19 protein-coding genes and 1 pseudogene are annotated in these 23748 nt (G+C 64.8%); 13 read left to right on the top strand and 7 right to left on the bottom strand.

Features of this window, described 5'->3' with window-relative positions; translation table 11 throughout:
* Window positions 1-190: 190 nt before the first annotated feature.
* Both KO539_RS09455 and KO539_RS09450 read left to right on the top strand, forming a co-directional pair.
* Window positions 191-1588 carry an amino acid permease gene (locus KO539_RS09455; RefSeq protein WP_374106374.1) on the top strand — a complete coding sequence of 466 codons (1398 nt, stop codon included), beginning with the start codon at window positions 191-193 and terminating at the stop codon, window positions 1586-1588.
* A 77-nt stretch (window positions 1589-1665) separates the two neighbouring features.
* Window positions 1666-2952, top strand: a complete 1287-nt coding sequence (locus tag KO539_RS09450) for a DUF445 domain-containing protein (protein WP_219308801.1) — start codon at window positions 1666-1668, stop codon at window positions 2950-2952.
* Window positions 2953-2957: 5 nt separating this feature from the next.
* On the opposite strand, the gene KO539_RS09445 is transcribed toward KO539_RS09450, so the two are convergent.
* Both KO539_RS09445 and KO539_RS09440 read right to left on the bottom strand, forming a co-directional pair.
* Entirely contained in the window at window positions 2958-3977 is a 1020-nt protein-coding gene (locus tag KO539_RS09445) for an LLM class oxidoreductase (RefSeq protein ID WP_257626256.1), read from the bottom strand.
* 24 nt (window positions 3978-4001) lie between these two features.
* Window positions 4002-4652 (bottom strand): glutathione S-transferase family protein, encoded by a 651-nt coding sequence (locus KO539_RS09440; RefSeq protein WP_219308799.1) that lies wholly within the window; start codon window positions 4650-4652, stop codon window positions 4002-4004.
* Window positions 4653-4777: 125 nt separating this feature from the next.
* On the opposite strand from KO539_RS09440, the gene KO539_RS09435 reads away from it, so the two are divergent.
* Complete coding sequence (locus KO539_RS09435; protein WP_219308797.1) at window positions 4778-5680, top strand: LysR substrate-binding domain-containing protein; 903 nt, start codon at window positions 4778-4780, stop codon at window positions 5678-5680.
* On the opposite strand, the gene KO539_RS09430 is transcribed toward KO539_RS09435, so the two are convergent.
* Complete coding sequence (locus tag KO539_RS09430) at window positions 5677-5907, bottom strand: hypothetical protein (RefSeq protein WP_219308795.1); 231 nt, start codon at window positions 5905-5907, stop codon at window positions 5677-5679. The two genes, KO539_RS09435 and KO539_RS09430, sit on opposite strands and share 4 nt — an antisense overlap.
* A 356-nt stretch (window positions 5908-6263) precedes the next feature.
* On the opposite strand from KO539_RS09430, the gene KO539_RS09425 reads away from it, so the two are divergent.
* From KO539_RS09425 to KO539_RS09390, 8 genes and pseudogenes are all read left to right on the top strand, one after another.
* A complete protein-coding gene (locus KO539_RS09425; RefSeq protein ID WP_219308793.1) occupies window positions 6264-7166 on the top strand; it encodes a sensor domain-containing diguanylate cyclase in 903 nt (300 codons plus the stop codon).
* A 61-nt stretch (window positions 7167-7227) separates the two neighbouring features.
* Window positions 7228-7731, top strand: a complete 504-nt coding sequence (locus KO539_RS09420; RefSeq protein WP_035818347.1) for a chemotaxis protein CheW — start codon at window positions 7228-7230, stop codon at window positions 7729-7731.
* 52 nt (window positions 7732-7783) lie between these two features.
* Window positions 7784-8842: an HD domain-containing phosphohydrolase gene (locus KO539_RS09415; protein WP_219308791.1), complete on the top strand. Its 1059-nt coding sequence runs from the start codon at window positions 7784-7786 to the stop codon at window positions 8840-8842.
* A 14-nt stretch (window positions 8843-8856) separates the two neighbouring features.
* Window positions 8857-9999, top strand: a complete 1143-nt coding sequence (locus KO539_RS09410; protein WP_219308789.1) for an FIST signal transduction protein — start codon at window positions 8857-8859, stop codon at window positions 9997-9999.
* Complete coding sequence (locus tag KO539_RS09405) at window positions 9996-13493, top strand: response regulator (RefSeq protein ID WP_219308787.1); 3498 nt, start codon at window positions 9996-9998, stop codon at window positions 13491-13493. The genes KO539_RS09410 and KO539_RS09405 overlap by 4 nt, the downstream gene beginning before the upstream one ends.
* Window positions 13494-13555: 62 nt before the next feature.
* Window positions 13556-15358 carry an alpha/beta hydrolase gene (locus KO539_RS09400; protein WP_219308785.1) on the top strand — a complete coding sequence of 601 codons (1803 nt, stop codon included), beginning with the start codon at window positions 13556-13558 and terminating at the stop codon, window positions 15356-15358.
* 45 nt (window positions 15359-15403) lie between these two features.
* Window positions 15404-16249, top strand: coding sequence for a universal stress protein (locus KO539_RS09395; RefSeq protein ID WP_219308783.1), 846 nt, complete (start codon window positions 15404-15406; stop codon window positions 16247-16249).
* Window positions 16250-16352: 103 nt separating this feature from the next.
* Window positions 16353-16685, top strand: a pseudogene (locus KO539_RS09390) (alpha/beta fold hydrolase); the annotation flags it as partial.
* Between the two features lie 9 nt (window positions 16686-16694).
* Here the strand turns inward: KO539_RS09390 and KO539_RS09385 are convergent.
* Window positions 16695-17681, bottom strand: a complete 987-nt coding sequence (locus tag KO539_RS09385; RefSeq protein WP_219308779.1) for a magnesium and cobalt transport protein CorA — start codon at window positions 17679-17681, stop codon at window positions 16695-16697.
* Window positions 17682-17828: 147 nt separating this feature from the next.
* Here KO539_RS09385 and KO539_RS09380 point away from each other — a divergent pair, with 147 nt between their 5' ends.
* Window positions 17829-18212 carry a hypothetical protein gene (locus tag KO539_RS09380; protein WP_219308778.1) on the top strand — a complete coding sequence of 128 codons (384 nt, stop codon included), beginning with the start codon at window positions 17829-17831 and terminating at the stop codon, window positions 18210-18212.
* Between the two features lie 247 nt (window positions 18213-18459).
* Window positions 18460-19851: a hypothetical protein gene (locus tag KO539_RS09375; protein ID WP_219308777.1), complete on the top strand. Its 1392-nt coding sequence runs from the start codon at window positions 18460-18462 to the stop codon at window positions 19849-19851.
* 24 nt (window positions 19852-19875) lie between these two features.
* On the opposite strand, the gene paoC is transcribed toward KO539_RS09375, so the two are convergent.
* Genes paoC through paoA form a run of 3 tightly spaced genes read right to left on the bottom strand, consistent with a single transcriptional unit; the run spans window position 19876 to window position 23691 of the window.
* Window positions 19876-22083 carry an aldehyde oxidoreductase molybdenum-binding subunit PaoC gene (paoC, locus tag KO539_RS09370; RefSeq protein WP_219308776.1) on the bottom strand — a complete coding sequence of 736 codons (2208 nt, stop codon included), beginning with the start codon at window positions 22081-22083 and terminating at the stop codon, window positions 19876-19878.
* A 4-nt stretch (window positions 22084-22087) separates the two neighbouring features.
* Complete coding sequence (locus KO539_RS09365; protein WP_219308775.1) at window positions 22088-23047, bottom strand: xanthine dehydrogenase family protein subunit M; 960 nt, start codon at window positions 23045-23047, stop codon at window positions 22088-22090.
* Window positions 23044-23691 (bottom strand): aldehyde dehydrogenase iron-sulfur subunit PaoA, encoded by a 648-nt coding sequence (paoA, locus tag KO539_RS09360; protein WP_219308774.1) that lies wholly within the window; start codon window positions 23689-23691, stop codon window positions 23044-23046. Before paoA ends, KO539_RS09365 begins: the two co-directional genes overlap by 4 nt.
* Window positions 23692-23748 lie beyond the last annotated feature (57 nt).

The raw sequence follows: 23748 nt of genomic DNA, 5'->3' as shown, positions 1-23748 counted from the left end.
CAGTCTCCTTTCCAGCCCCGGCCCACATCCGGGGCTGTTTTTTTGCCTGCTGGACAAGTTTACAGGGCTGGCGCGCACGGCACCGTACGGTTTTCCTTCAGGAATCACGGGCGCGTGGGCTAGAATCTGGCTGCGTCGTGCTACTCACGAGGCGGCAATGGCGCCATGACAAAAACCACCAGGAGACACAGTGAGCTTATTTAGAACCAAGAATTTGGATGACATGATCGCCCACAGCAAGAAACCGGGAGGCCTGGCGAAAGTGCTGGGACCCTTCGACCTTGTCCTCATGGGCATCGGCGCCATCGTCGGCACGGGCATTTTCGTGCTGACCGGCACGGGCGCGCTGACGGCCGGCCCCGCGCTGTCGCTGTCGTTTGTCGTGGCGGCCGTCGCCTGCTGCTTCGCCGCCCTGTGCTACGCGGAATTCGCTTCCACCGTGCCGGTGGCCGGCTCCATCTACACCTACAGCTACGCCACCCTGGGTGAGCTGGCCGCCTGGATGATAGGCTGGGACTTGCTGCTCGAGTACGGCCTGGCCGCGGCCGCCGTCTCCGTCGGCTGGTCCGGCTACTTCCAGTCGTTGCTGTCCGGCTTTGGCATAACGTTACCTGTCGCCCTGACGGCCGCACCGGGCGCGCTGCCCGGCGTGACGACTTTCATTAACCTGCCGGCCCTCGTCATCATGCTGGCCTTGACGGCCATGCTGGGCTGGGGCGTGCGCGAATCGGCGCGCCTGAACAACATCATGGTCGCCATCAAGGTGGGCGTGGTGCTGCTGTTCATCATCTTCGGCGCGCGCCACGTGCAGCCAGCCAACTGGCAGCCCTACATGCCGTTCGGCTACCACGGCATGCTGAGCGCCGCCGCCCTCGTCTTCTTTGCCTTCATCGGCTTTGACGCCGTCACCTCTGCCGCCGAGGAAGTCAAGAAACCGTCGCGCGACCTGCCGATCGGCATCATCGGTTCCCTGGCCGTGTGCGCCGTGCTGTACGTGGTCGTCTCGGCCATCATGACGGGCATCGTGCCGTACCAAAAATTCCTCGGCGTCGACCATCCCGTCTCGCTGGCCCTGCAGTATGCGGGCGAAAACTGGATCGCCGGCTTCGTCGACCTGGGCGCCATCCTCGGCATGACCACCGTGATTCTCGTGATGGCTTTCGGCCAGACGCGCATCATCTTCGCCATGTCGCGCGACGGCTTGCTGCCCAAGCGCCTGTCGACCGTGCACCCGCGCTTCCACACGCCGTTCTTCGCCACCTGGCTGGTCGGCATCGTCTTCGGCCTGATCGCCGCCGTGATCCCGCTCAACATTCTCGCCGAACTGATCAACATTGGTACTTTGGCCGCCTTCACCATGGTGTCGATTGCCGTGGTGGTGCTGCGCAAGAAGCGCCCCGACCTGCCGCGCGCCTTCCGCTGCCCCGGTGTGCCCTACGTGCCGGCGCTGGCCGTGATCCTGTGCGTGGGCCTGATGACCTTCCTCAGCTGGGTCACCTGGTTGGCCTTTTCCATCTGGCTGGTGATCGGCCTGGTCATCTACTTCGGCTACGCGCGCCGCCGTTCGCTGCTGCACCCGCAACAGTAAAAAGTCCCCGGCAGCGACACATCCTGTCGCTGCCGCAGTTAAGATGGCGGTCTCGCAACCACCGCAGGCCGCCATCCATGCAACGTTCCCCCGACCTCATCGCACAACTGGACCAGAGCACGGACCAGCTCAAGCGCACGCGCCTGCGCAACATGCAGTGGCTGGCCGTCGGCTTGCTGCTGCTGGCCGCGCTGGTCTTCGCCGTGGCCCGCTCGCAGCGGGACGGCCACCCCGCCTGGGGCTATGTGGAGGCATTCGCCGAAGCGGCCATGGTGGGGGCGATCGCCGACTGGTTCGCCGTCGTCGCCCTGTTCCGCCACCCGCTGGGCATCCCCCTGTGGCATACGGCCATCATCCCGAACAGCAAGGCGGACATCGGCCGCAGCCTGGGCGCCTTCGTGGAAAACCATTTCATTACCGAACAAGGCATCGCCGAGCGCATCGCGCAGGCCGATCCCGCCGCGCGCCTGGGCGCCTGGCTCGGTGACGAGGGCCATGCGCGGCAGCTGGGCATGGCCAGCGCCAGCGTCGCCAGACAGCTGCTGGCGATGGCCAACCACGAGCAGCTGGGGCGATTGCTGCGCGAGCAAGCCAGCAACTACCTGGGACAATTGAATGTATCGGACGTGGCGGCCGACTGCATCGATGCGCTGATCGCCGACGGCAAGCCGCAGGAGCTGCTGGACTTCCTGCTCGACCGCAGCGCCGCCTACCTGGACGACGAGGCGCATCACGCGGCCATCGGCGACTTCGTGCTGGGCGCTTTCCAGATCGAGAACGCGCTCGTGAAAAAGGCCGTGAAAGCGTATGAACCGCGCATGATCGCCTCGCTGCAAAAATTCGCCCTCGCCGTGCGCGTCGATCCGCAGCACCCGCTGCGCCAGCGCATCGCCGGCTGGATCGCCGACAGCGCCCTGCACCTGAAGGCCGACCCGCAGTGGCAGGAAACCGTGCGCCGCTACCAGTTGCAGCTGGTCGCCAGCGATACCGTGCAAGCCATGCTGGGCGACGTCTGGACCAACATCAGCACGCGTCTGCTGGCCGACCTGCACGCCGACCAGCCCGTGCTGGCGCAAGCCATCGCCAACGTGGCGCGCAACACGGGCAAGGTGCTGGAGGAGGACAAAGCTGCGCGGGAATGGCTGAACACCGCCATCGTCACCGGCAGCGGTTCGCTGGTGCGCCGCTACCGGGGCGAAGTGGGCGCCTTCATCGCCGCCCGCCTGGACCTGTGGAGCAAGGATGAAATGAGCGAGCGCATCGAACTGGCCATCGGGCGCGACCTGCAATTCATCCGCATCAACGGCACCATCGTGGGCGGCCTGGCCGGCTTGCTGATTTATTCAGTCAGCCAGGCATTTTAGCGCCACTACCAGCGAAGAATTTCCCCGGACGGCGCCGCATGCGAAGGAAAATGCGGCAGCACTTCCTGCGCCAGTTCCTGCAGCACCTCGGCGGCCGGGCGCCGGCCATGCTGGATGCCCAGCGCCGCATGGTTGACGCCCGCTTCGCGCCATTCACCGAGCAAATCGATCAATCCCTTGCGCCCCGTGCGCAGCACATAGCCGCTGCGCACCGGCGTGCGCGGGTAGTCGGGGTCGTCCACCAGGTCCAGCCACTCATTGCACATGTGGGGGCGGAAGCCGCCATCCGGGATGCACCGGCGCCAGGCGCGGATCTTGTCCGCCAGCCGGCGCGGCCCTTCCGGCGTATCCGTCGCTTCCGGATACGTCAGCCAGCCGTCCGCATGGCGCCCTATCCACTCAAGCGGCTGGCCCGAGGAACTCGTGACGACCAGGGGAATGACGCCCGCCACGGGCCTGGGCAGCAGTTCCAGGCCCTCGATGCTGCCCAGCGGGCCGCTGACATGCACGGGACCAGGGCGCAGCAACTGGCGGAACAGCTGCACGGCCTGCGCATAGCGCTCGCCGCGCGTGGCGTACGGCACGCCATACGCGGGAAATTCGCTGGCGCGGTCGCCCGACGCCGTGCCCAGCACCAGGCGTCCTCCCGACAGCTGGTCGATGCTGGCGGCCGCCTTGGCCAGGTCGATGGGATGGCGCAGGGTAAAGATGGCGCTGCCCGTGGCCAGGGCCAGCGAGTCCGTGCGCGCCGCCAGGTAGGCCAGGTAGGTCCACGGGTCGAACAACTGGCCCGCATCGCCGAAGCGCGGGTCGAACAGGGGAATGTCGCGCACCCAGGCGGCGGCAAAGCCTTGCCTGTCCATGGCGGCGACCAGGTCGGCCTGGCCGGCCAGCGCCCGCATGTCGCCCTGGTAAAAGCGCAGCGGCAGATAAATGCCGAGGGTGAGCGCGCCGGGCGCGAACATGCGGCGGTAGCCGCGGTGCTGCGTGAAGGCTTGCGATGAAGCGCCTTGCGTGATGTCCATGCTCATATTGTTCCTTGAAGTTGGTCAGGCGCCCGTGGCGGGCGCGGGCAGCGTGATGCCCAGCTGGACGGCCGGACGTGCCGCCACGCGGGCGTACCAGGCGCGCACGTGCGGCCAGTCATCGAGCCTGAAGCCAACCAGGTCGGCGATATGCAGCCAACCAAAGCTGGCGATGTCGGCGATGGAATAGTCGTCGCCGGCCAGGTAAGCGTGATCCGTCAGACGGCCATCCATGGTGGCCAGCGCCGCGCCGCACAACTGGCGAAAGTGCGCCGTGGCGGCCGCATTCGCGCCCGCTTCCGCAATCTCGAAATGCACGCGCTGGCCCAGCATCGGCCCCATGCTGGCCGCGTGAAATTGCAGCCAGGTGATGGCGGCCCAGCGCTGCTGTGGCTCCGCCGGCAGCAAGCGCCCCGTTTTCCCGGCCAGGTACAGCAGGATGGCGGCCGACTCGAACACGGTGATACCCGTGTCGTGGTCGACCAGCACGGGAATGCGTCCATGCGGATTGAGGGCCAGGAAGGCAGGCTGCCGGTGTTCGCCCTGCTCGATGCGCACGTGGCGCAATTGGTAGGGCAAGCCCAGTTCGGCCAGCGCGATGGTGGCTTTGAAACCGTTGGGCGAGCTGTCGGTGTAGAGTTCAAGCGAACCGGCCGGGGATGTGATGCTGTGCATGGAGTGTCCTGTCGATATAGTTTTACTGAAGTACAATCAGCCTTGTAAACACCGCCATCCTCGTTGTTATCCTCAAAGAATGGAAACGATGATTTTTACTGTCCGGCTATAGAAAAACTATATCGATGAAACATCCTTTACCACTCCAGGCGCTGCGCGCCTTTGTCGAAGTGGGCCAGCGCGGCAGCATCAAGGCGGCCGCCGAGGCGCTGCACGTGACGTCGGGCGCCGTCAGCCAGCAAATCCGCCTGCTCGAAGAACGGGTCGGCATGCCCCTGTTTACGCGCGAACGCCAGGGCTTGCGTCTGACCGAGGCGGGCGCCAGGGTCCACCCCGCCCTGCTGGGCGCCTTCGCGCAGATCGCCGGCGTTAGCCAGGCGCTGGAAGACATGGGCGCCCGCCAGACGCTGACCGTCAGCACGGTCGCCACGTTTGCCGCCGCGTGGCTGGTGCCGCGCCTGGGCCGCTTCAACCAGCGCCACCCGCAGATCGAGGTACGCGTGGAAGCGACATCGGCGCTGGTCGACTTGCGCCGCGACCGGGTCGACGTGGCCTTGCGCCACGGCCTGGGCGACTATCCGGGCTTGCAGGTGACGCGCTTGATGGCGCCCGTGCTGGTGCCCGTCGCCAGCCCTGCACTGATGGCGGGCCAGCCGCCCATCGCCACGCCGGGCGATTGCCTGCGCTACCCGCTGCTGCACGATATCGACCGCGCCGACTGGCCCTTGTGGCTGGCCGCGCATGGCGCCCCGGACGACAGCGAGGATGCGGCGCGGGCGCTGCGCGGCTCGGCCTTCGAAGATGATTTTCTGTTGATACGCGCGGCCGAGGCGGGCCAGGGCCTGGCCCTGGTGCCGCAGCTGTACGCGCAGGAGGAGATCGCCGCCGGGCGCCTGGTGCAAGTACTGGACTTGCCCTGGCCCTCGCGCTTTGCCTACTATCTGGTGGCGCGGCCCGACGCGGCCACGCGCCCCGCCGTGCAGGCCTTCATGGCATGGATCTGCGAGGAAGCGCAAGCCGCGCGCTAGAGCGCATGACCGCCGGCCGCGCACGACACCACGCCGCACATGGTGGAAAACAGCACCGGCACGCCTGCGCGCCCCGTGGCGATGCAGGCCGCAGCCGGCACCACGGCCAGCAACAGGGCCAGGTAGGCTATCGCCTTCAGACGCCGCACGGACACATGGCCGCCCGGCCCGTGCGGACGTTCCCTGCCCGCCTCTGCACTGCTCCTTGCCGACATCCTCGTATGCATGTCCATCTCCTCTATCTACGGTTACTGGTCTGGTTTGGCTTTATTGTGCGACATAAATTAACCAAATACAATAAATAAATTCACGAAAAAAACGTTTCATTAGTACGACGGCAAGCGGCACAACGGAAAGAATATGCCACGCCATAGGAGAAAATGGTGGATGAGAAGCGTTTTATGCCGCTCAGGCTTGAAGCTGCTTGTGCGAAAAAACCAAATAAAATCATTTAAATCGCAATATTTGTTGAAATCAATTTTATTTGATGTATGATGATTTCCATGGAGAAATCAAAGCGGTGCAACAGCTATCGCAGCCTCGACCGCCCGGCAGCTCCGCCTTCTTTGCAGGGGACACGCACATGAACAAAATCCTGGCCTTGCGTCTGCTCGACGCCGCCGACGACGCCGCCGTCATCATCGATGCCGGCTCACGCATCCGCTATGCGAACGACGCCATGTATGCGCTGAGCGGCTATGCCGCGGGCAGCCTGCCGGGCCAGCAGATCGAGGCGCTGCTGCCCGACGCCGTGCGCGAACAGCATGGCGCGCGGATCGGCGCCTATCTGGCCGGCTACAAGAAGTCCAAGGTACTCGGCCACAAGCGCCATTTCGCCATACGCCACCGCGACGGCTCGATGCTGCCCATCGTGCTCAAGGCCATGGACCTGGGCAAGCTGGACGATGAAAACTACATGGGCGCCTTTTTCATCGACCAGCGCCATGAACGCGCCATCGAACAGCAGAATACGGCCCGCTGGCAGCAGTTGCAGCGCATCGCCCTGAGCGATCCCCTGACCCACCTGCCGAATCGCCGCGCCTTCGAGATCGATGCCGTGCGTGCGGCCGCGCGGGACCGGCGCGCGGGCAATCCGATGACCATCGGCATCGCCGACATCGATTTCTTCAAGAAAGTCAACGATCGGCATGGCCACGCGGCCGGCGACGCCGTGCTGCAAGCCATCGCGGCCGTGCTCCAGTCACAGGCGCGGGCATCGGACGTCATCGCCCGCGTGGGCGGCGAGGAATTCGGCATGCTGTTCCCACATACGGACATGAGCACGGCGCACCGCGTGGCCGAACGCATCCGGCTTGCCGTGGCCGCAACCTGCGTCACCTTCGAGCGCACGTCCATCACGGCGACGATCAGCATCGGCCTGGCGCCGCTGCCCAACAACGGCGACTGGAAAGCCGGCTTCATGCAGGCCGACGCCGCGCTGTACCAGGCCAAGAACAAGGGCCGCAACCGCATCGAGCAGGCTTGAGCAGCACCCTGGGGATTTTCGCAGTTTCATGCATCACGCAGCACCTGACAGGAGCAAGCACATGGAAACCACCACGACACATGCCACAGCGGCGGGCCAACCTGCGCAGGCGGGCGCCCGGGAATTGCTGGTCTTCGGACTGGGCAAGGAGGAGTACGCGATCGACATCGCGCTGGTGCAGGAAATCCGCGGTATCGGGGCCGTGACCAGCATCGCCAATGCGCCCGCCTTCCTCATGGGCCTCATCCACCTGCGCGGCAGCATCGTGCCGCTGCTCGACCTGCGCATCGCGCTGGGCCAGACCGACCCCGCCTACGACGCCTCGACGGTGGTGATCATCCTCGTCTTCCCGCACGGCGCCACCGGCATCGTGGTAGACCGCGTGGCCGACGTGGTGCCGCTGGCGCCGGCACAGCTCAAGCCACCGCCGCAGCTGCACGGCTCGGCGATGGCCGGCCACGTGACGGCCATCGGCACCCTGGACGAGCGCATGCTGATCGTGCTCGACATGGATAGCCTGCTGGCGGGCCTGGGCATGCACGCCACGGACAAGCTGGCGGCCTGAGCCAGCCATCGCCGTCCCGCCCGCCACCTGACCGCACTGCGCCGGAGACACCATGAGCATCCTGATCGTCGATGACAACGACACCAACCTGAACCTGCTGGCGACCCTGGCCCGCAAGGCCAGCACCATCGAACCGGTCTGCATGAGCGATCCCATCGATGCCCTGTATTGGTGCGAATCGAACGTGCCGCAGCTGGTCTTGCTCGATTACCGGATGCCCAGCCTGTCGGGCAATGAATTCCTCAGCATTTTCCGCAAAATGCCGGATATGGCCGACATCCCCATCATCATGGTCACCACCGAAAACGACCGCGCCGTGCGCAAGCAGGCCTTTTCGCTGGGCGTGACGGAATTTCTCACCAAGCCAGTCGACACCATCGAGTTCAGTCTGCGCGTGCGCAACCTGCTGGCCCTGCGCACGGCGCAAACCTTGCTGGCCGACCGCGCCAAGCTGCTCGAACACGAAGTGGCCGAGGCCATCGCCAACGTCACGGCCAGGGAGATGGAACTGGTCACGCGCCTGGCGCGGGCGGCCGAATTCCGCGATCCCGAAACGGGCGGCCACATCATGCGCATGGCGCGCTACTCGGCGTTGATCGCCCGGGAACTGGGAATTGACGCGTCATGGCAGGCGCTGCTGCTCAAGGCGGCTCCCATGCACGACGTGGGCAAGCTGGCCACGCCCGACCATATCCTGCTCAAGCCGGGGCGGCTCGATCCCAAGGAGATGGCCATCATGCGCCAGCATGCGGAAATCGGTGGACAGATCCTCGCCGGCAGCGATTCGCCGCTGATCCGGCTGGCCGAGGAAATCGCCTGCGGCCACCACGAAAAATACGACGGCAGCGGCTATCCGCGCGGCCTGGCGGGTGAACGGATACCGCTGTCGGCGCGCATCGTGGCCGTGGCCGACGTCTTCGACGCCCTGAGTTCGGCGCGCCCGTACAAGCCGGCCTGGCCGCTAGGGCAGGCGCGCCAGTACCTGGAGGAAAACCGGGGCGGCCATTTCTGCCCGCTGTGCATCGACGCCTTCCTGGGCGCCTGGGACGAGGTGCTCGCCATCAGCGACAGCCTGCCCGATCCCGTCCTTTATCACGCCCACCCACTGTAAGCGAGGAGCCTGCCATGCGCGTGCAACAACTGATCCTGAAAAACCATGCCGACATCGACGCCGCCCTGGCGCCCCTGGCCGCCATGGCGCCCGACCTGGTGCTGGTCTTCGGCGCCTGCGCCTACTTTACCGCGCCCGACCTGAGCGCGGCGCTGCGCCGCCAGCTGCCCGGCGCCGTCATCGCCGGCTGCTCCACGGCCGGCGAAATCGCCGGCAAGCGCGTCTACGACGACAGCTGCGTCATCACCGCCATCCGCTTTGCCCGCACGACGGTGGCGATTGCCGACGCCATCATCTGCGACATGGCCGATTCGCGCGACACGGGCGAGCGCCTGGCGCAGGCGCTGCCGCAGGACGGCCTGACGGCCGTTTTCATGCTGGGCACGGGCGTGGCCATCAATGGCAGCGCCCTGATCGCCGGCTTGCAGGCGAACCTGCCGCCGGGCGTGACGGTGTCCGGCGGGCTGGCGGCGGACGGCGGCGCGTTTCGCCAGACATGGACCCTGGGCCCGCGCGGCGCGGCCGACAACACCGTCGTCGCCGTCGGCCTGTACGGCGACCATGTGCGCCTCGGCTACGGCAGCCATGCGGGCTGGGAAGCGTTCGGCCCGGCGCGCAAGGTGACGCGCTGCGTCGGCAACGTGCTGTATGGCCTGGACGGCGCGCGCGCGCTCGACATCTACAAGCTGTACCTGGGCGACCATGCGCGCGGCCTGCCCGGCTCGGGGCTGCTGTTTCCGTTTGAAATGCTCACGGCCGCGCATGAAAAAAGCAATATCTTCCGCACCATCCTCGCCGTCGATGAAGAACAGGGGTCGCTGACCCTGGCCGGCGACATCCTCGCCGACGGCTACCTGAAATTGATGCATTCCAGCACCAACCGGCTGATCGACGGGGCCGAAACGGCGGCGCGCGGCGTACAGGCCCACGCCGACGCGGCAGGCGACCAGCTGGCCCTGCTGGTCAGCTGCGTCGGCCGCAAGCTGGTGATGGGCGACCGGGTCGAAGAAGAAGTCGAAGCCGTGGCCGACCTGCTGGGCGGCGCGGCCTGCATCGCCGGGTTTTACTCGAATGGCGAAATCGGCATCGCCCAGCCGCATGGCGCATGCCAGCTGCATAACCAGACGATGACCGTGACTGTATTGAGCGAAGCATGAACCGCACCCTGGCACGCCAATTGAACCGCGTCTGCGCGATCGACTCGGACGCCGCCTGCGCCGCCTTGCTGGAACAGGCGCAGGCACAGTGCGGGCAAGCGGGCACGCCGCCCGAACTGGCCAGTTTCCTGGCCGGCCTGCCAGACCTGCTGCTGCGCGTCGACGGCGCCTACGAACAGTCCGAACGCGACCTGGACCTGCGCTCGCGCAGCCTGGAACTGAGTTCGAATGAACTGAGCATGACGAATCACCTGCTGCGCACGGAACTGGCCAGCCGCAACCGCGTGATCCAGTCGCTGCGCGTGGCGGCCGTGCGCCTGCTCGACAATGACGATTCCGGCCTGCACCTGCCGCAGGACGGCGATATCGAGGGCCTGTCGGCACTGTTGGCCGAACTGGTGGCGCAACAGGAGCTGCGCCGCATCGAACTGCAGAACCAGCGCTTTGCGATGGATCAGCACGCCATTATCAGCATCACCGATACGGCCGGCGTCATCATCTACGTCAACGACAAGTTCTGCGCCATCAGCGGCTTCGCGCGCGAAGAGCTGATCGGCCAGACGCATCGCCTGATCAATTCGCGCACGCATCCGGACGCCTTCTTTGCGCAGATGTGGCAAACCATCACGGCCGGCCAGGTGTGGCACGGTGAAATCTGCAACCATGCCAAGGATGGCGGGCAATACTGGGTCGACGCCACCATCGTGCCCTTCCTCGACGCGGCCGGCAAGCCGTATCAGTACATCGCCATCCGCACGGAAATCAGCGACAGCAAGCGCATGGCCGAAACCATCGCGAAAAGCGAGCGCGAATACCGCAACGTCGTCAACAGCCTCAACGAGGTGGTCTTCCGCACGGACGTGCACGGCGCCTGGACCTTCCTCAATCCCGCCTGGTACACCATCACCGGCTTCGAGGCCTCCGGCAGCCTGGGCAAGAGCGTGCTGCAATTCATCGACGCGCGCGACCGCGAACGCGCCGCCGCCGGCCTGGCCCAGCTGCTGGGCGGCCAGGTGGACAGCATGCGCCATGAAGCGCGCTATGTCACCAGCGACGGCAACGTGCGCTGGATCGACGTGTGCGCGCGCGCCGAGCGCGATGGCCTGGGGCGGCTGGCCGGCATCACCGGCAGCCTGACCGACATCACCGAGCGCCGCCTGGCGGCGCGCGAGCTGCGGCACAACCTCAATTTCGTCGATGCGCTGATCGAAACCATCCCCATCCCTTTGTACCTGAAGGACGTGCAGGGGCGCTACCTGCGCGCCAACCGCGCCTTCTGCGCCTTCTTCCATCTCGACCAGGCGCGCATCCCGGGCCTGACGGTGGCGGACATCCTGCCGCCGCAGCAGGCGCGGCAAGCGCTGCAGCACGACCTGGCGCTGCTGCAGGATAGGGGCAACCAGACATATGAAGACCGGCTGACCATCGGCGCGCGGCAGGTCGATGTCCTGTGCAGCAAGGCGGCCCTGCTGAAGTCCGACGGCAGCCTGCACGGCCTGGTGGGCACCATCGTCGACATTTCCAGCCAAAAGGCGGCCGAACGGGCGCTGCTGCTGGCCAAGGAAGTGGCCGAATCGGCCAGCCGCTCGAAGAGCGAATTCCTGGCCAACATGAGCCATGAAATCCGCACGCCGATGAACGGCATCCTCGGCATGACGGACCTGGTGCTCGATTCCGAACTCGACGCCCACCAGCGCAACTACCTGGAAGTCGTCAAGGCCTCGGCCGACGCCCTGCTGTGCATCATCAACGACATCCTCGATTTCTCGAAGATCGAGGCGGGCATGCTGACCCTGGAAAGCATCCCCTTCGACCTGCGCCAGCTGATGCAGGAAACCATGCGCGCGCACGCCATGCGGGCCCAGGCCAGCGGGCTGGAACTGGTGCTCGACGTCGATCCCGCCCTGCCGCACACCTTGCTGGGCGACCCGGGCCGACTGCGCCAGGTGCTGACCAACCTGGCGGGCAACGCCATCAAGTTCACGCCGCGCGGCGAAGTCGCCGTCAGCGCCCGGCTGCGCGCCAGCGACGGCGGCATGGCCCAGGTGCGCCTGTGCGTGCGCGACACGGGCATCGGCATCGCCGCCGACATGCAGGAGGCCGTCTTCGACGCCTTCCAGCAGGAAGACGGTTCGACCACGCGCTGCTTCGGCGGCACGGGACTGGGCCTGTCGATCACGCGCCGCCTGGTGACGATGATGGACGGCGGCATCGGTCTGTCGAGCGAACTGGGCAAGGGCAGCTGCTTCACCGTGGACCTGGCCCTGCCCATCGGCGAGCAGCAGCCCTTGCCGCCGCCCGGCGCGTCGCTGGCCGGACGCAGCATCCTGCTGGTCGACGACAACCCCAGCAGCCTGACCATCCTGCGCCGGATCTTCGAGCGCAGCGGAGCCAGCGTCACCGCCTGCACGTCGGGCGAGGCGGCGCTGGACAGCTGCCGCGGCGGCCTGCCTGCGGACTGCATCATCATGGACTTCGCCATGCCCGGCATGAACGGCTTCGACACGGCATCGGCCCTGGCCGCCCTGCCCCACTGGAGCCAGGTACCCATCGTCATGCTGTCGTCGAGCGGCAGCCTGGGCGACGCGGCGCGCTGCCGCGAGCTGGGCATCAATGGCTACCTGCTCAAGCCGGCCAGCCCCGAGGAATTGCTGGCAGTCACCATGAGCGTGCTGGGCACCTGCCGCGGCATGCCCGGCGCCGCGCCCGTCGCCACGCGCCACCGCGTGGGCAAGGACATGCCCGGCCTGGACATCCTGCTCGTCGAGGACAACGCCATGAACCGCGAACTGGCCACCGTGCTGCTGTCGAATGCGGGACACCGGGTCACGCACGCGGCCAACGGCCGCATCGCCCTCGATTGCCAGGCCGTCGCGCATTTCGACATGATCCTGATGGATTTGCAAATGCCGGAAATGGGCGGTTTCGACGCCACCGCGCAGATACGCGCGCGCGAGGCGCAGGGCATGCCGAGGAGCGTCATCATCGCCATGACGGCCAGCGCCTTTGAAGGCGACCGCGAACGCTGCATCGCCGGTGGCATGGACGACTACCTGTCGAAACCCTTCCGCACCGCCGCCTTCCACAGCCTGATCGAGCGGCATGTGCTGCAAATCAGCGAGCAAACGCCGCCCCGCTTCGATTACGGCGCCGCGCTGGCCGACGCCGACGCGGACGTGATCGGCATCATCGGCGCGTCGTTCCTGGCCGGCTTGCCGGCCCAGCTGGACGCCTTGCGCGCGGCCCTGCAGGCGGGTGACCGGCCCACCGCAAGCCGGCAGGCGCATACCCTGGCTGGCTTGCTGGCCAACTTCCAGGCTGCCCCCGCCGTCGCCATCGCCGCCGCCATCGAGCGCGAGGCGGCCACGGCACCGCAGGGGGCGTTGCTGGCGCGGCTAGCTGCGCTGGAAGCGCAACTGCGGCTGTTTGTGCAGGAAACGGAGGCGGCTATCCAGACGGCAAGCTGCCTGCTGCACGCATCCGGCCAAACTTGATGTAGATCATAATTTTTTGAACAAGCTCTTGCTATCCTGTAAAAAAATGACAGGAGCACCGGATGAGCAAGACGCAGCCGAGCGACGCGCAGCACAACGTGGAACATGAGCGCCTGGGCAGCGCCTGGCAAGGCGTGCCGGCGCCCGGCTATCCGGAAAGCGCGCCCGAAGGCGCCACCCTGGACCTGCTGCTGAACGCCTGGCTGGGCAAGTTCACAGGCGGCATTTCGCCGGCCGCGCTGGGCAACGCGTATGCCGACTGGCTCAGCCACCTGGCGCTGGCGCCATCGAAGCAGCAAGCCCTGCTACAGGAAGCCTGGAAGAAGATCGGCCGCTGGCAGCAATACGCCATGCAATCGGCCCTGACCGGCGGTGCAGCCGAGCCGTGCATCGCGCCGCTGCCGCAGGACCGGCGTTTCGACGATCCTGCCTGGCGGCGCTGGCCGTACAACCTTGTCTACCAGGGCTTTTTGCTGCAGCAGCAGTGGTGGCACCGCGCCACCACGGGCGTGCGCGGCGTCTCGCCGCACCACGAGGATGTCGTCACCTTCACCGTGCGCCAGTGGCTCGACATGCTGGCGCCGTCGAACTTCCTGCCGACCAATCCCGTGGTGCAGCAATCGGCCCTGGAAAGCGGCGGCGCCAGCCTGGCGCGCGGCGCAGCGCATGCGGTCGCCGACTGGCAGCGCGCCGCCATGGGCCCGTATGCGCACGACACGCGCCGCTACCAGGCAGGCCAGAACGTGGCCGTCACGCCGGGCAAGGTGGTCTACCGCAACGACCTGATCGAATTGATACAGTACGCGCCCGCGACGGCGACGGTGCACGCGACGCCGCTGCTGTTCGTGCCGGCGTGGATCATGAAGTTCTATATTCTCGACCTGTCGCCGCACAATTCGCTGGTGCGCTACCTGGTGGACCAGGGCCACACGGTGTTCATGATTTCCTGGAAAAACCCGACGGAAGAAGACCGCGAGCTGTCGCTGGAAGACTACCGCCAGCTGGGCGTGATGGACGCGCTTGACGCCGTTGCCCGCATCGCGGGCGCGCCGCAGGTGCACGCGGCCGGCTACTGCCTGGGCGGCACCCTGCTGGCGATCGCCGCCGCCACGATGGCGCGCGATGGCGATGCGCGCCTGGCCAGCCTCACCATGCTGGCGTCGCAGGTGGACTTCAAGGAACCGGGCGAACTGTCGCTGTTCATCGACGAGAGCCAGGTCAGCTTCCTGGAAGCGGCCATGTGGAAGCAGGGTTACCTCGACACAAAGCAGATGGCGGGCGCGTTCCAGCTGCTGCGCTCGAACGACCTGATCTGGTCGCGCCAGCTGCGCCACTACCTGCTGGGACAAGACGAGCAGGACAGCGACCTGATGGCCTGGAACGGCGACGCCACGCGCATGCCCTGCCGCATGCATTCGGAATACCTGCGCCGCCTGTTCCTGCACAACGACCTGGCCGAAGGCCGCTACCGCACGGCCGGCCGCCACATCGCCCTGCCCGACATCGCTGCTCCCATCTTCGCCGTCGGCACCCTGACGGATCACGTGGCGCCGTGGCGCTCCGTGTATAAACTGCAGCTGCTGACCGACACCGACGTCACCTTTTTGCTCACCTCGGGCGGCCACAATGCGGGCGTCGTCTCGCCGCCGGGCCAGCCGCGCCGCAGCTACCAACTGGCCACGCACCGCCACGACGCACCCTACATCGACGCGGACAGCTGGCAGCGCGACGTGCCGCAGCATGACGGTTCGTGGTGGCCCGCCTGGCAAGCCTGGCTGGAAGAACGCGCGGGCGCGCAAGTGGCGCCGCCGGCGATGGGCCCCGACCTGGGCGATGCGCCGGGCCGCTACGTGCTGCAAACCTGATACCGACAAACGAGCGACAATCTAGCGACAACCGAGGAAAACGCCATGCCCTACACCACCCTGCTGGTCCACGTCGACAATTCGCGCCACTGCGCCCAGCGCATCCGCCTGGCCGTGCGCCTGGCCGTCACCGACGGCGCCCACCTGATCGGCTCGGCCATGAGCGGCATCTCGCGCTACGCGTATGGCGGCGGCGTCAACGCGCTGCAGTTCGCGCCGGCGCAGATGCAGGCGCTGCGCACCCAGGCCAGCGAGGCCTTGCACGACTTCGAGCGCATCGCCCGCGAGGAAGGCCTGGGCAGTTACGAAACGCGCTTCGTCGACGACGACGCGCAAGGCGCGCTGTTGCTGCAGGCGCGCTATTGCGACTTGCTGATCCTGGGCCAGACGGATGCGCAGGATACGCCGTCGCGCGTCATTGCCGGCACGGCCGAATACCTGATGCTCCACTGCGGCCGGCCCGTGCTGATGGTGCCGTACGCCCCTTCCGCCGCGCCGGCGGGCATCGCGCAGCATCCGCTGCTGGCCTGGAACGGCAGCGCCGAAGCGCTGCGCGCCATCACCGATGCGCTGCCGCTGCTGCAAGGGGCGCGGCAGGTAACGCTGGCCGTCGTCAATTCGCACGCCCAGCCGGCCGCGCACGGCGAGCAACCGGGCGCCGACCTGGCCCTGTACCTGGCGCGCCACGGCGTCAACGTCGAGGTGCTGCAGCACGACACGCCGCCGGGCCAGGACGTGGGCGCGGCCCTGCTGTCCATGGCCGCCCAGCGGCACTGCGACCTGGTCGTGATGGGCTGCTACGGCCACATGCGCCTGCGCGAAGCGCTGCTGGGCGGCGTCACGCGCACGGTGCTGCAGGACATGACCTTGCCGGTGCTGGTGTCGCACTAGCCGCCACCGCGTGCTGGCCATCACGCGCCGCGGCTATGGCCAATCGGGCAAACCGCTTCGCACCGGCGCCGGCAACGAGCTGACCCTGTTCGCCGGCAGCAGCCATGCGTGGGTCAAACCCGAGCACTACCATGACAGCTTTTGCCAGGATCTCGACGCGGAAGAAGGCGCCGTGCTGGGCGTGGTGCAGAAAGCGCCGCTGGCAAGTACCTTCGGCGACACCGTCAGCGACCCGGCCTGGAAGCACAAACCCAGCTGGTACCAGGTGTCCACTGCCGACCGCATGATTTCCCCCGTCAACCAGGAACGCATGGCGGCGCGCCTGGGCGCCAGGAAAGTCATCAGCCTGAACGCCAGCCACGCGTCGCTGGTCTCGCGCCCCGTGGAAGTGGCGGCGCTGATACTGGAGGCGGCAAGCGCGGTGGCCGGCGGCTAAACGTGCCGGCTACAGCCAGCCTTCGCGCTTCAGGCGCCGGTGCAGCCAGTAGCAGCCGGCGATGATGACGACGATCACGGCCGGATAGCTGCCGCGCCACTTCAGTTCCGGCATGAATTCGAAGTTCATGCCGTACAGGCTGAATACCATGGTGGGCACGGCCAGGATGGCGGCCCAGGCGGCCAGGCGCTTGACGACCTCGTTCTGGCGGATCGAAATTTGCCCCAGCGCCACCTGCATGGCTGAATTGACCAGCTCGCGCATCTGACCAGCCGTATGCGTGACCCGTTTGACGTGGTCGAGAATGTCGCGGTAATAGATGCGGTTTTCCTTGGGCACGATGTCGCCATGGAAGCGGATCAGCTGGGTGCAGATGTCGTGCAGCGGGTTGACGGCCGCGTCGAGCTTGAGCAGTTCCGTCTTAAGCTGGTAAAAATCCTGCAGCTTGTCCTCGCTCAAACTGGGCTTGAACAGCTGCAATTCATAGTGCTGAAACTTCGCCTGCAAATGGTCGATGCAGGGCTGGTACTGGTCGACGATGAAGTCGATGATGGAATACAGCACGTAACCAGGGCCGCTGGCCAGTTTCTCGGGCACGCTTTCTTTGCGTTCGCGCAACTTCGCATAGCCGGCCGAGGGGCCGTGGCGCACCGTGATGATGAAGCGGGGGCCGAGAAAGACGTGGGTTTCGCCGTAGACGATGGCCTCGCCGTCCAGCGTGGCCGTGTGCACCACCATGAACAGGGTGTCGCCATACTCTTCCAGCTTGGGCCGCTCGTGCGCGCCCTGCGCATCCTCGACGGCCAGTTCGTGCAAGCCAAACGCCGATTGCAGCGCCTGCATGGCCGTGGCATCGGGACTGGCCATGCCGATCCAGACGAAACAATCGGGGTCGCCGAGAAAGTCGCCCACCTTGTCGATGTCGAAGTGGGCGATCTTCCTGCCGTCGCGATAGGCTTCGCAATTGACGACGGCGGCGTGGGTACTCAAGTCCATGGTGATTCTCGGCTAAGGGCGGCAATATCGGGGGGCCAGTATAGCGGAAAGACCATGATTACCCTGCCAACGAAGCTGCCATATTCACATTCTGGCAAGCCAATTTGAAATGCCGCTGGCGGCTGGCTCCTGAACACGCGCAGGGCCATGGCTGGATATCCGAACCGCCATATTGGCCAACGCGACCAGAGCAGCGCCGACGTGACGCTGTCCGGCCCATTCACCCTGGGCAGACGCCTGACGCGATGGGACAAGAACCGCATCGGTTATAACAGCAGCGCCCGTTTTGCCTTCGCCAAGAGCAAGTTCGTGCCGTATGCAGACTTGGTGGTGGACCTGAACGACACGTATTCGATGGATGCCAAGCACTCCGCCAGCCCCCCAGCATGCATGCCATACGGTATTCGCCTTGCCGCTGTCTCTTCGCAATCAGCATTTTTCAGATACGGCACTCAAAACCATTTGATAATAAACATGGTTCAATCCGAAATTTTGTTTTCATATGGAAATATGTTGACAATAAATGAATAAATCCGGACTATGTGGGCGATCAAGCTGACTATGCCTTCGTATAAGAATACCCGGATAGGGAGGTAAATGTCGAACGTACTCCGCGATACCAAAGCTGATTCACCAGCATGCCGACAGGACCAAAGATGAAAGACACATACCACTTGCGCGCCGTTCACAGTTTTACTTCTGGAATGCTTGCTGAAGACCAATGGGCTGACAAGCCACGAATCGCAAGCAACACTGGCGCGTTTGCGCAACGATACTGATGGCTACCCTTTCCCGCCTCCTGGCAGACTTTCTATGGCCTTCGCCTGGAAAAAATTATCTACGTCGTCAAAAAGAGGAAAATGACATATTCGGAAAGAAGATCGAAAAACTATCCAACTCATACAAGCACTACGGTTTTTTTTCTGATTCGTGGAATCGCAATGGAAAAGCAGTCCAAGGGGAAAAAGAAAAACAAAGCCATAAAATTAATTTGGACATCATTCTCTATATTGCAATATTAGCTTTTCTTTTCGCAGCAGGATGTGTTCTTTTCTTCATTGGCAAAGCGCATCTCGACACGCCAATGACGAGATTTTTTTTCATCTTTGCTTGTGTTTACTTGCCGCTCCAATGGATTGCGGCGCTGCGCGCAATAATTAAAGGATTAACTGCGAAAGCATTCTTTACTTACCAGAACGGCGGAACATTTTATCCGCAGAATAAAATAAACAGCTTTTTGAATGAAAAAAATGAAGTATTATTTTACATTTCCTCGCTACATCAAATCAATCAAATAAAACTTGACAATCTTACGGTGGCAAGCCGGGCGATAAACAATTATCTATGGGCCATGCTTTTCTTTACTATCATGTTCATCATCTCGATGATGATTCCCTCATCCACTTCCCACTACATTTTCGCCAACGAAATCATTCAATCACAAGAACAGATAACAAGCACGCCAACGACAGGTGGCAATGTCGCTGACGGCTTACGGATGACACTCTTCATTGCGCTGGCTGCCACTTTCGCGATGCTGGGCGCGGCGCTTTCTTTATTGGGGAAAACATGGCGTCAGAAAATTGTCGGTGGAATAATGTTCGTTAGCGGTTCAATCTTGGGCTTGGGAGGAAAAATCAAGTTTGATACCACACTGTTCGCGCTGGACAACTTGGTCGGGGAAATTCAAGTCAAGCTCACCAAGGTTGAAAATACGGTCAATAATCCACGTCCGTACTATACGTTCATACGAAAAGTCGTGACGGTAGGTCCGTTTCCCGATGGAGGGCATTTGCTTGATGCGCACAGTACCGTAGAGTGTGTCCGCAATGCGCTGGCACGGTACGACAAGATACAGGTTGGTGGATGGGAAGTCATCGGACGGGTCGACAAGCGCCAGCTCAAGCCGCAACCGATGGGCATCTATGGCTCGAATCAGGCGCTGGCCATGGCGCGTGCCAGTTGGGTGGTCCAAAAAATATTGACGCCACAACCCACTTTTAATGTTGAACATGCCGTGATTTCGGTGGGCGGCGCACAAGGCATTGGCACCTCCGTGGGAGTAAACGACATGCAATCCGATCGCGCCGTCGATGTCTTTGCCATGGTCAATTCGCACAATGACAAAGACGCGCTGGCTGCGCTGCCCAAGCCCGTCATCTGCCCTTGAATGTAGCCTGAGAAAATGTAAAAACTACACCCCGCGCGGCGTATCCGGCAGTCTTGCCAGCAGCTTGTCCAAGGTCACCGGATACTCCCGCACCCTCACCCCCGTCGCGTTGTAGACCGCATTGGCGACAGCGGCCGCCACGCCGCAAATGCCCAGCTCGCCCACGCCCTTGGCTTTCATGGGCGAAGACGTGGGATCCGTTTCGTCCAGAAAAATGACATCCTGATGTGGGATGTCGGCGTGCACGGGCACTTCGTAGCTGGCCAGGTCGTGGTTGACGAAGAAGCCGCGCCGCTGGTCGACCACCAGTTCTTCCATCAGGGCCGCGCCCACGCCCATGGTCATGGCGCCGATGACCTGGCTGCGTGCCGCTTTCGGGTTCAGGATGCGGCCTGCCGCGCACACGGCCAGCATGCGGCGCACGCGCACTTCGCCCGTGTCGCCGTCCACGCCCACCTCCACGAAATGCGCGCCGAACGTCGATTGCTGGAATTTTTTATCGAGGTCGCCGTATTCCATGTGGTCCTCCGCGACGACGTCGCCATGGTAGGCGGCGGCAGCGAGCGGCACGCTGCGCTCGCCCTGGCTCACCTGGCCATCAGAAAAGCGCGCCTCTTTCTCATCGAAGCCCAGCTTGGCGGCGATGGCCTGGCGCAGGCGCACGCAGGCCGCGTACACGCCGGCCGTGGAACTGTTGCCACCCCACTGCCCGCCCGACCCGGCCGAAACGGGAAAATCCGAATCGCCCAGGCGCACGACCACCTTGTTCAAGGTCACGCCCAGCATTTCCGCCGCCGTCTGGGCGATGATGGTATAGCTGCCTGTGCCGATGTCCGTCATGTCCGTTTCCACCGTGATCACGCCATTGCCATCGAGGCGCACCCTGGCGGCGGACTGCATGACGAGGTTGTTGCGGAAAGCAGCCGCCACGCCCATGCCCACGAGCCAGCGCCCGTCGCGCCGCATGCCCGGCTGCGCTGGTCTCTCCTTCCAGCCGAATTCCACGGCGCCCGTGCGCAGGCAGTCGATCAGGCGGCGCTGGGAAAACGGCCGGCCCGGTTTTTCCGGGTCCACCTTGGTGTCGTTCAGGATGCGAAAGACGATGGGATCCATTTTCAGCTTGTCCGCCATCTCGTCCATGGCGATTTCCAGCGCCATCAGGCCCGGCGCCTCGCCCGGCGCACGCATGGCATTGCCTTCCGGCAAGTCGAGCACGGCCAGGCGCATGGCCGTCATGCGGTTTGGGCCCGCGTACAGCAACCGCGTCTGCATCACGGCCGTTTCCGGCTGCCCACCTTTGAGGTCGCCGGACCACGATTCATGGCCGATGGCCGTGATCTTGCCGTCGCGCGTGGCGCCAAGGCGCAGGCGCTGGATGGTGGCGGGCCGGTGCGTCGTGTTGTTGATCATCAAGGGGCGAGTCAGGGCCACCTTGACGGGACGCTGGGCCGCGCGCGCGCCCAGGGCCGCCAGCAAGGCTTCGGCGCGCACGAAGAGCTTGCCGCCGAAACCGCCGCCAATGTATGGCGAAACGATGCGCACCTTGTCTTTCGCAATGCCAAGCGTACGGGCCAGGTCGCTGCGGCCCCAGTCCACCATCTGGTTCGCCGTCCACACCGTCACCTTGTCGCCCTCCCAGGCGGCAATCGAGGCGTGCGGCTCCATCATGGCGTGCGACTGGTCAGGCGTCGTGTAGGTGGCGTCCAGGCGCACGGGCGCATTGGCAAAGGCGCCGGCGAAGTTGCCCGTCTTGCTGTCGGGCTTGCCATCCTTCGGCTTGGTGGCCGTGCTTTTTGCCTTGGCCAGGTCGAAAACACCCTTCTGCTCGACATATTTGACGTCGAGCAACTGCGCGGCCGAGCGGGCTTGCTCGAAGGTTTCCGCCACCACCAGCGCGATGGCCTGGTGGTAATGTTCAATGTCCGGACCACCGAGCAGCTTTGCCGTATTCATCTTGCCTTTGCCCAATTTCCCAGCCGATTCCGCCGTCACCACGGCCAGCACGCCGGGTGCGCGCCGCGCCGCGCTCGTGTCTATCGACGCGATGCGCCCCTTGGCAATCGCCGCGCCGACGACATGGCCGTAGGCGGCATGCGGCGCAGCCTTGTTCTGTTCATAGGCATACGGCGCCGTGCCCGTGGTTTTCAGGGGGCCATCGATGCGGTCCGTGGGACGGCCCACGACTTTCAGCTGGTCGATGGGATTGGTGGTCGCTGGTGTCGTAAATTTCATGGCCCTAGCCTTTCTTTGCTTGCACTTGAGCCAGCACCGAGGCAATCGTGCGCTGCGCCAGGATCAGCTTGAAGGCATTGTCGTCAGTCGGCCTGGCGCCCGCCAGCAGGCGTTCGCTCACGGCGGCGGCGCCATCGGGGATCGCCTGCTCGGCGGCAGGCACTCGCCACGGCTGCGGCGCGACGCCGCCCAAGGCCAGCTTGCCCGTGCCATTGGGCAAGATGATGGCCGCCACGGACACCAGCGCGAACGCATACGAGGCGCGGTCGCGCACCTTGCGGTAGACGTGCGTGCCGCCGATGGGCCGGGGCAAGGTCACGCTGGTGATCAGTTCGCCCGGCTGCAGCACGGTTTCCACGTGCGGCGTGTTGCCCGGCAAACGGTAAAAGTCGGCGATGGGGATGCTGCGCGTGCTGCCGTCGGGACGTACCGTGTCGATGCCGGCGTCGAGCACGCGCATGGCCACGGCCATGTCGCTCGGGTGCGTGGCGATGCAGTCGCCGCTGCCACCCAGGATCGCCAGCGGCCGGCTGAAGCCGGCTATGGCCGAGCAGCCGCTGCCCGGCACGCGCTTGTTGCAGGCCTGGTTCGTGTCATAAAAGTAAGGGCAGCGCGTGCGTTGCAGCAGGTTGCCCGCCGTCGTCGCCTTGTTGCGCAATTGCGCCGAGGCGCCGGCCAGCAAGGCGCGCGACAGCACGGCATAATCGCGGCGCACCGTGGCGTGCGCGGCCAAGGCCGTATTGCGCACGAGGGCGCCGATGCGCAAGCCGCCGTCCTTTGTTGCTTCCACTTTATCCAGCGCCAGGCCATTGACGTCGATCAGATGCGCGGGCGTTTCGATTTCCAGCTTCATCAGGTCGAGCAGATTCGTGCCGCCCGCGATGAAGCGGGCGCCAGGCGTGTTCACGGCGGCGGCCGCCGCTTCGGCCGGCGTGGCGGCCTTCTGGTAGCTGAACACTCTCATGCCGGCCTCCCCGCCACCTCGGTGATGGCCTCGATGATGTTGGAGTAGGCGCCGCAGCGGCAGATGTTGCCGCTCATGCGTTCGCGCAATTCCTCGGGTGTCGCCTGCGGGGCCGCGTTCAAGTCGGTGCTGACGTGGCTGGGGATGCCCTGGCGGATCTCGCCTAACGCGGCGACGGCCGAGCAGATCTGCCCCGGCGTGCAATAGCCGCACTGATAGCCGTCATGCGTGATGAAGGCGGCCTGCATCGGATGCAATTTCTCCGGCGTGCCCAGCCCCTCGATGGTGGTGACCTTGGCGCCGTCATGCATTACGGCAAGAGTCAAGCAGGCATTGATGCGCTGGCCGTCGAGCATGACGGTGCAAGCGCCGCACTGGCCGTGGTCGCAGCCCTTCTTGGTGCCCGTCAGGTGCAGGTGTTCGCGCAAGGCGTCGAGCAAGGTGGTGCGCGTGTCGAGTTCCAGGCTGTGGCGCCGGCCGTTGACGTCGAGGCTGACTTTCATCAGCACTGGTGGCGCCTGGCCGCTCGTGTTGACGGCCTGCGCCGCTCCTGCCACGCCGGGAACGGCCGCCGCCGTGGCCGACAGCGCGCCGGCGATCAGCAAGCCGCGCCGGCCGGCATTGATGTAATGTGACTCTGTCATCTCGCGCTTCCTCCTGGCTGTGGACTGGCTGGGTGGGCGCATGCAGGCCCGAAGCAC

Origin of the sequence: Janthinobacterium sp. NKUCC06_STL, from assembly GCF_019345455.1 — a bacterium.
In the GTDB taxonomy this organism is placed as follows: domain Bacteria; phylum Pseudomonadota; class Gammaproteobacteria; order Burkholderiales; family Burkholderiaceae_D; genus Janthinobacterium; species Janthinobacterium rivuli.
Note: the sequence above shows the minus strand (reverse complement) of the source record. Positions and strands in the feature narration are given on the sequence as shown.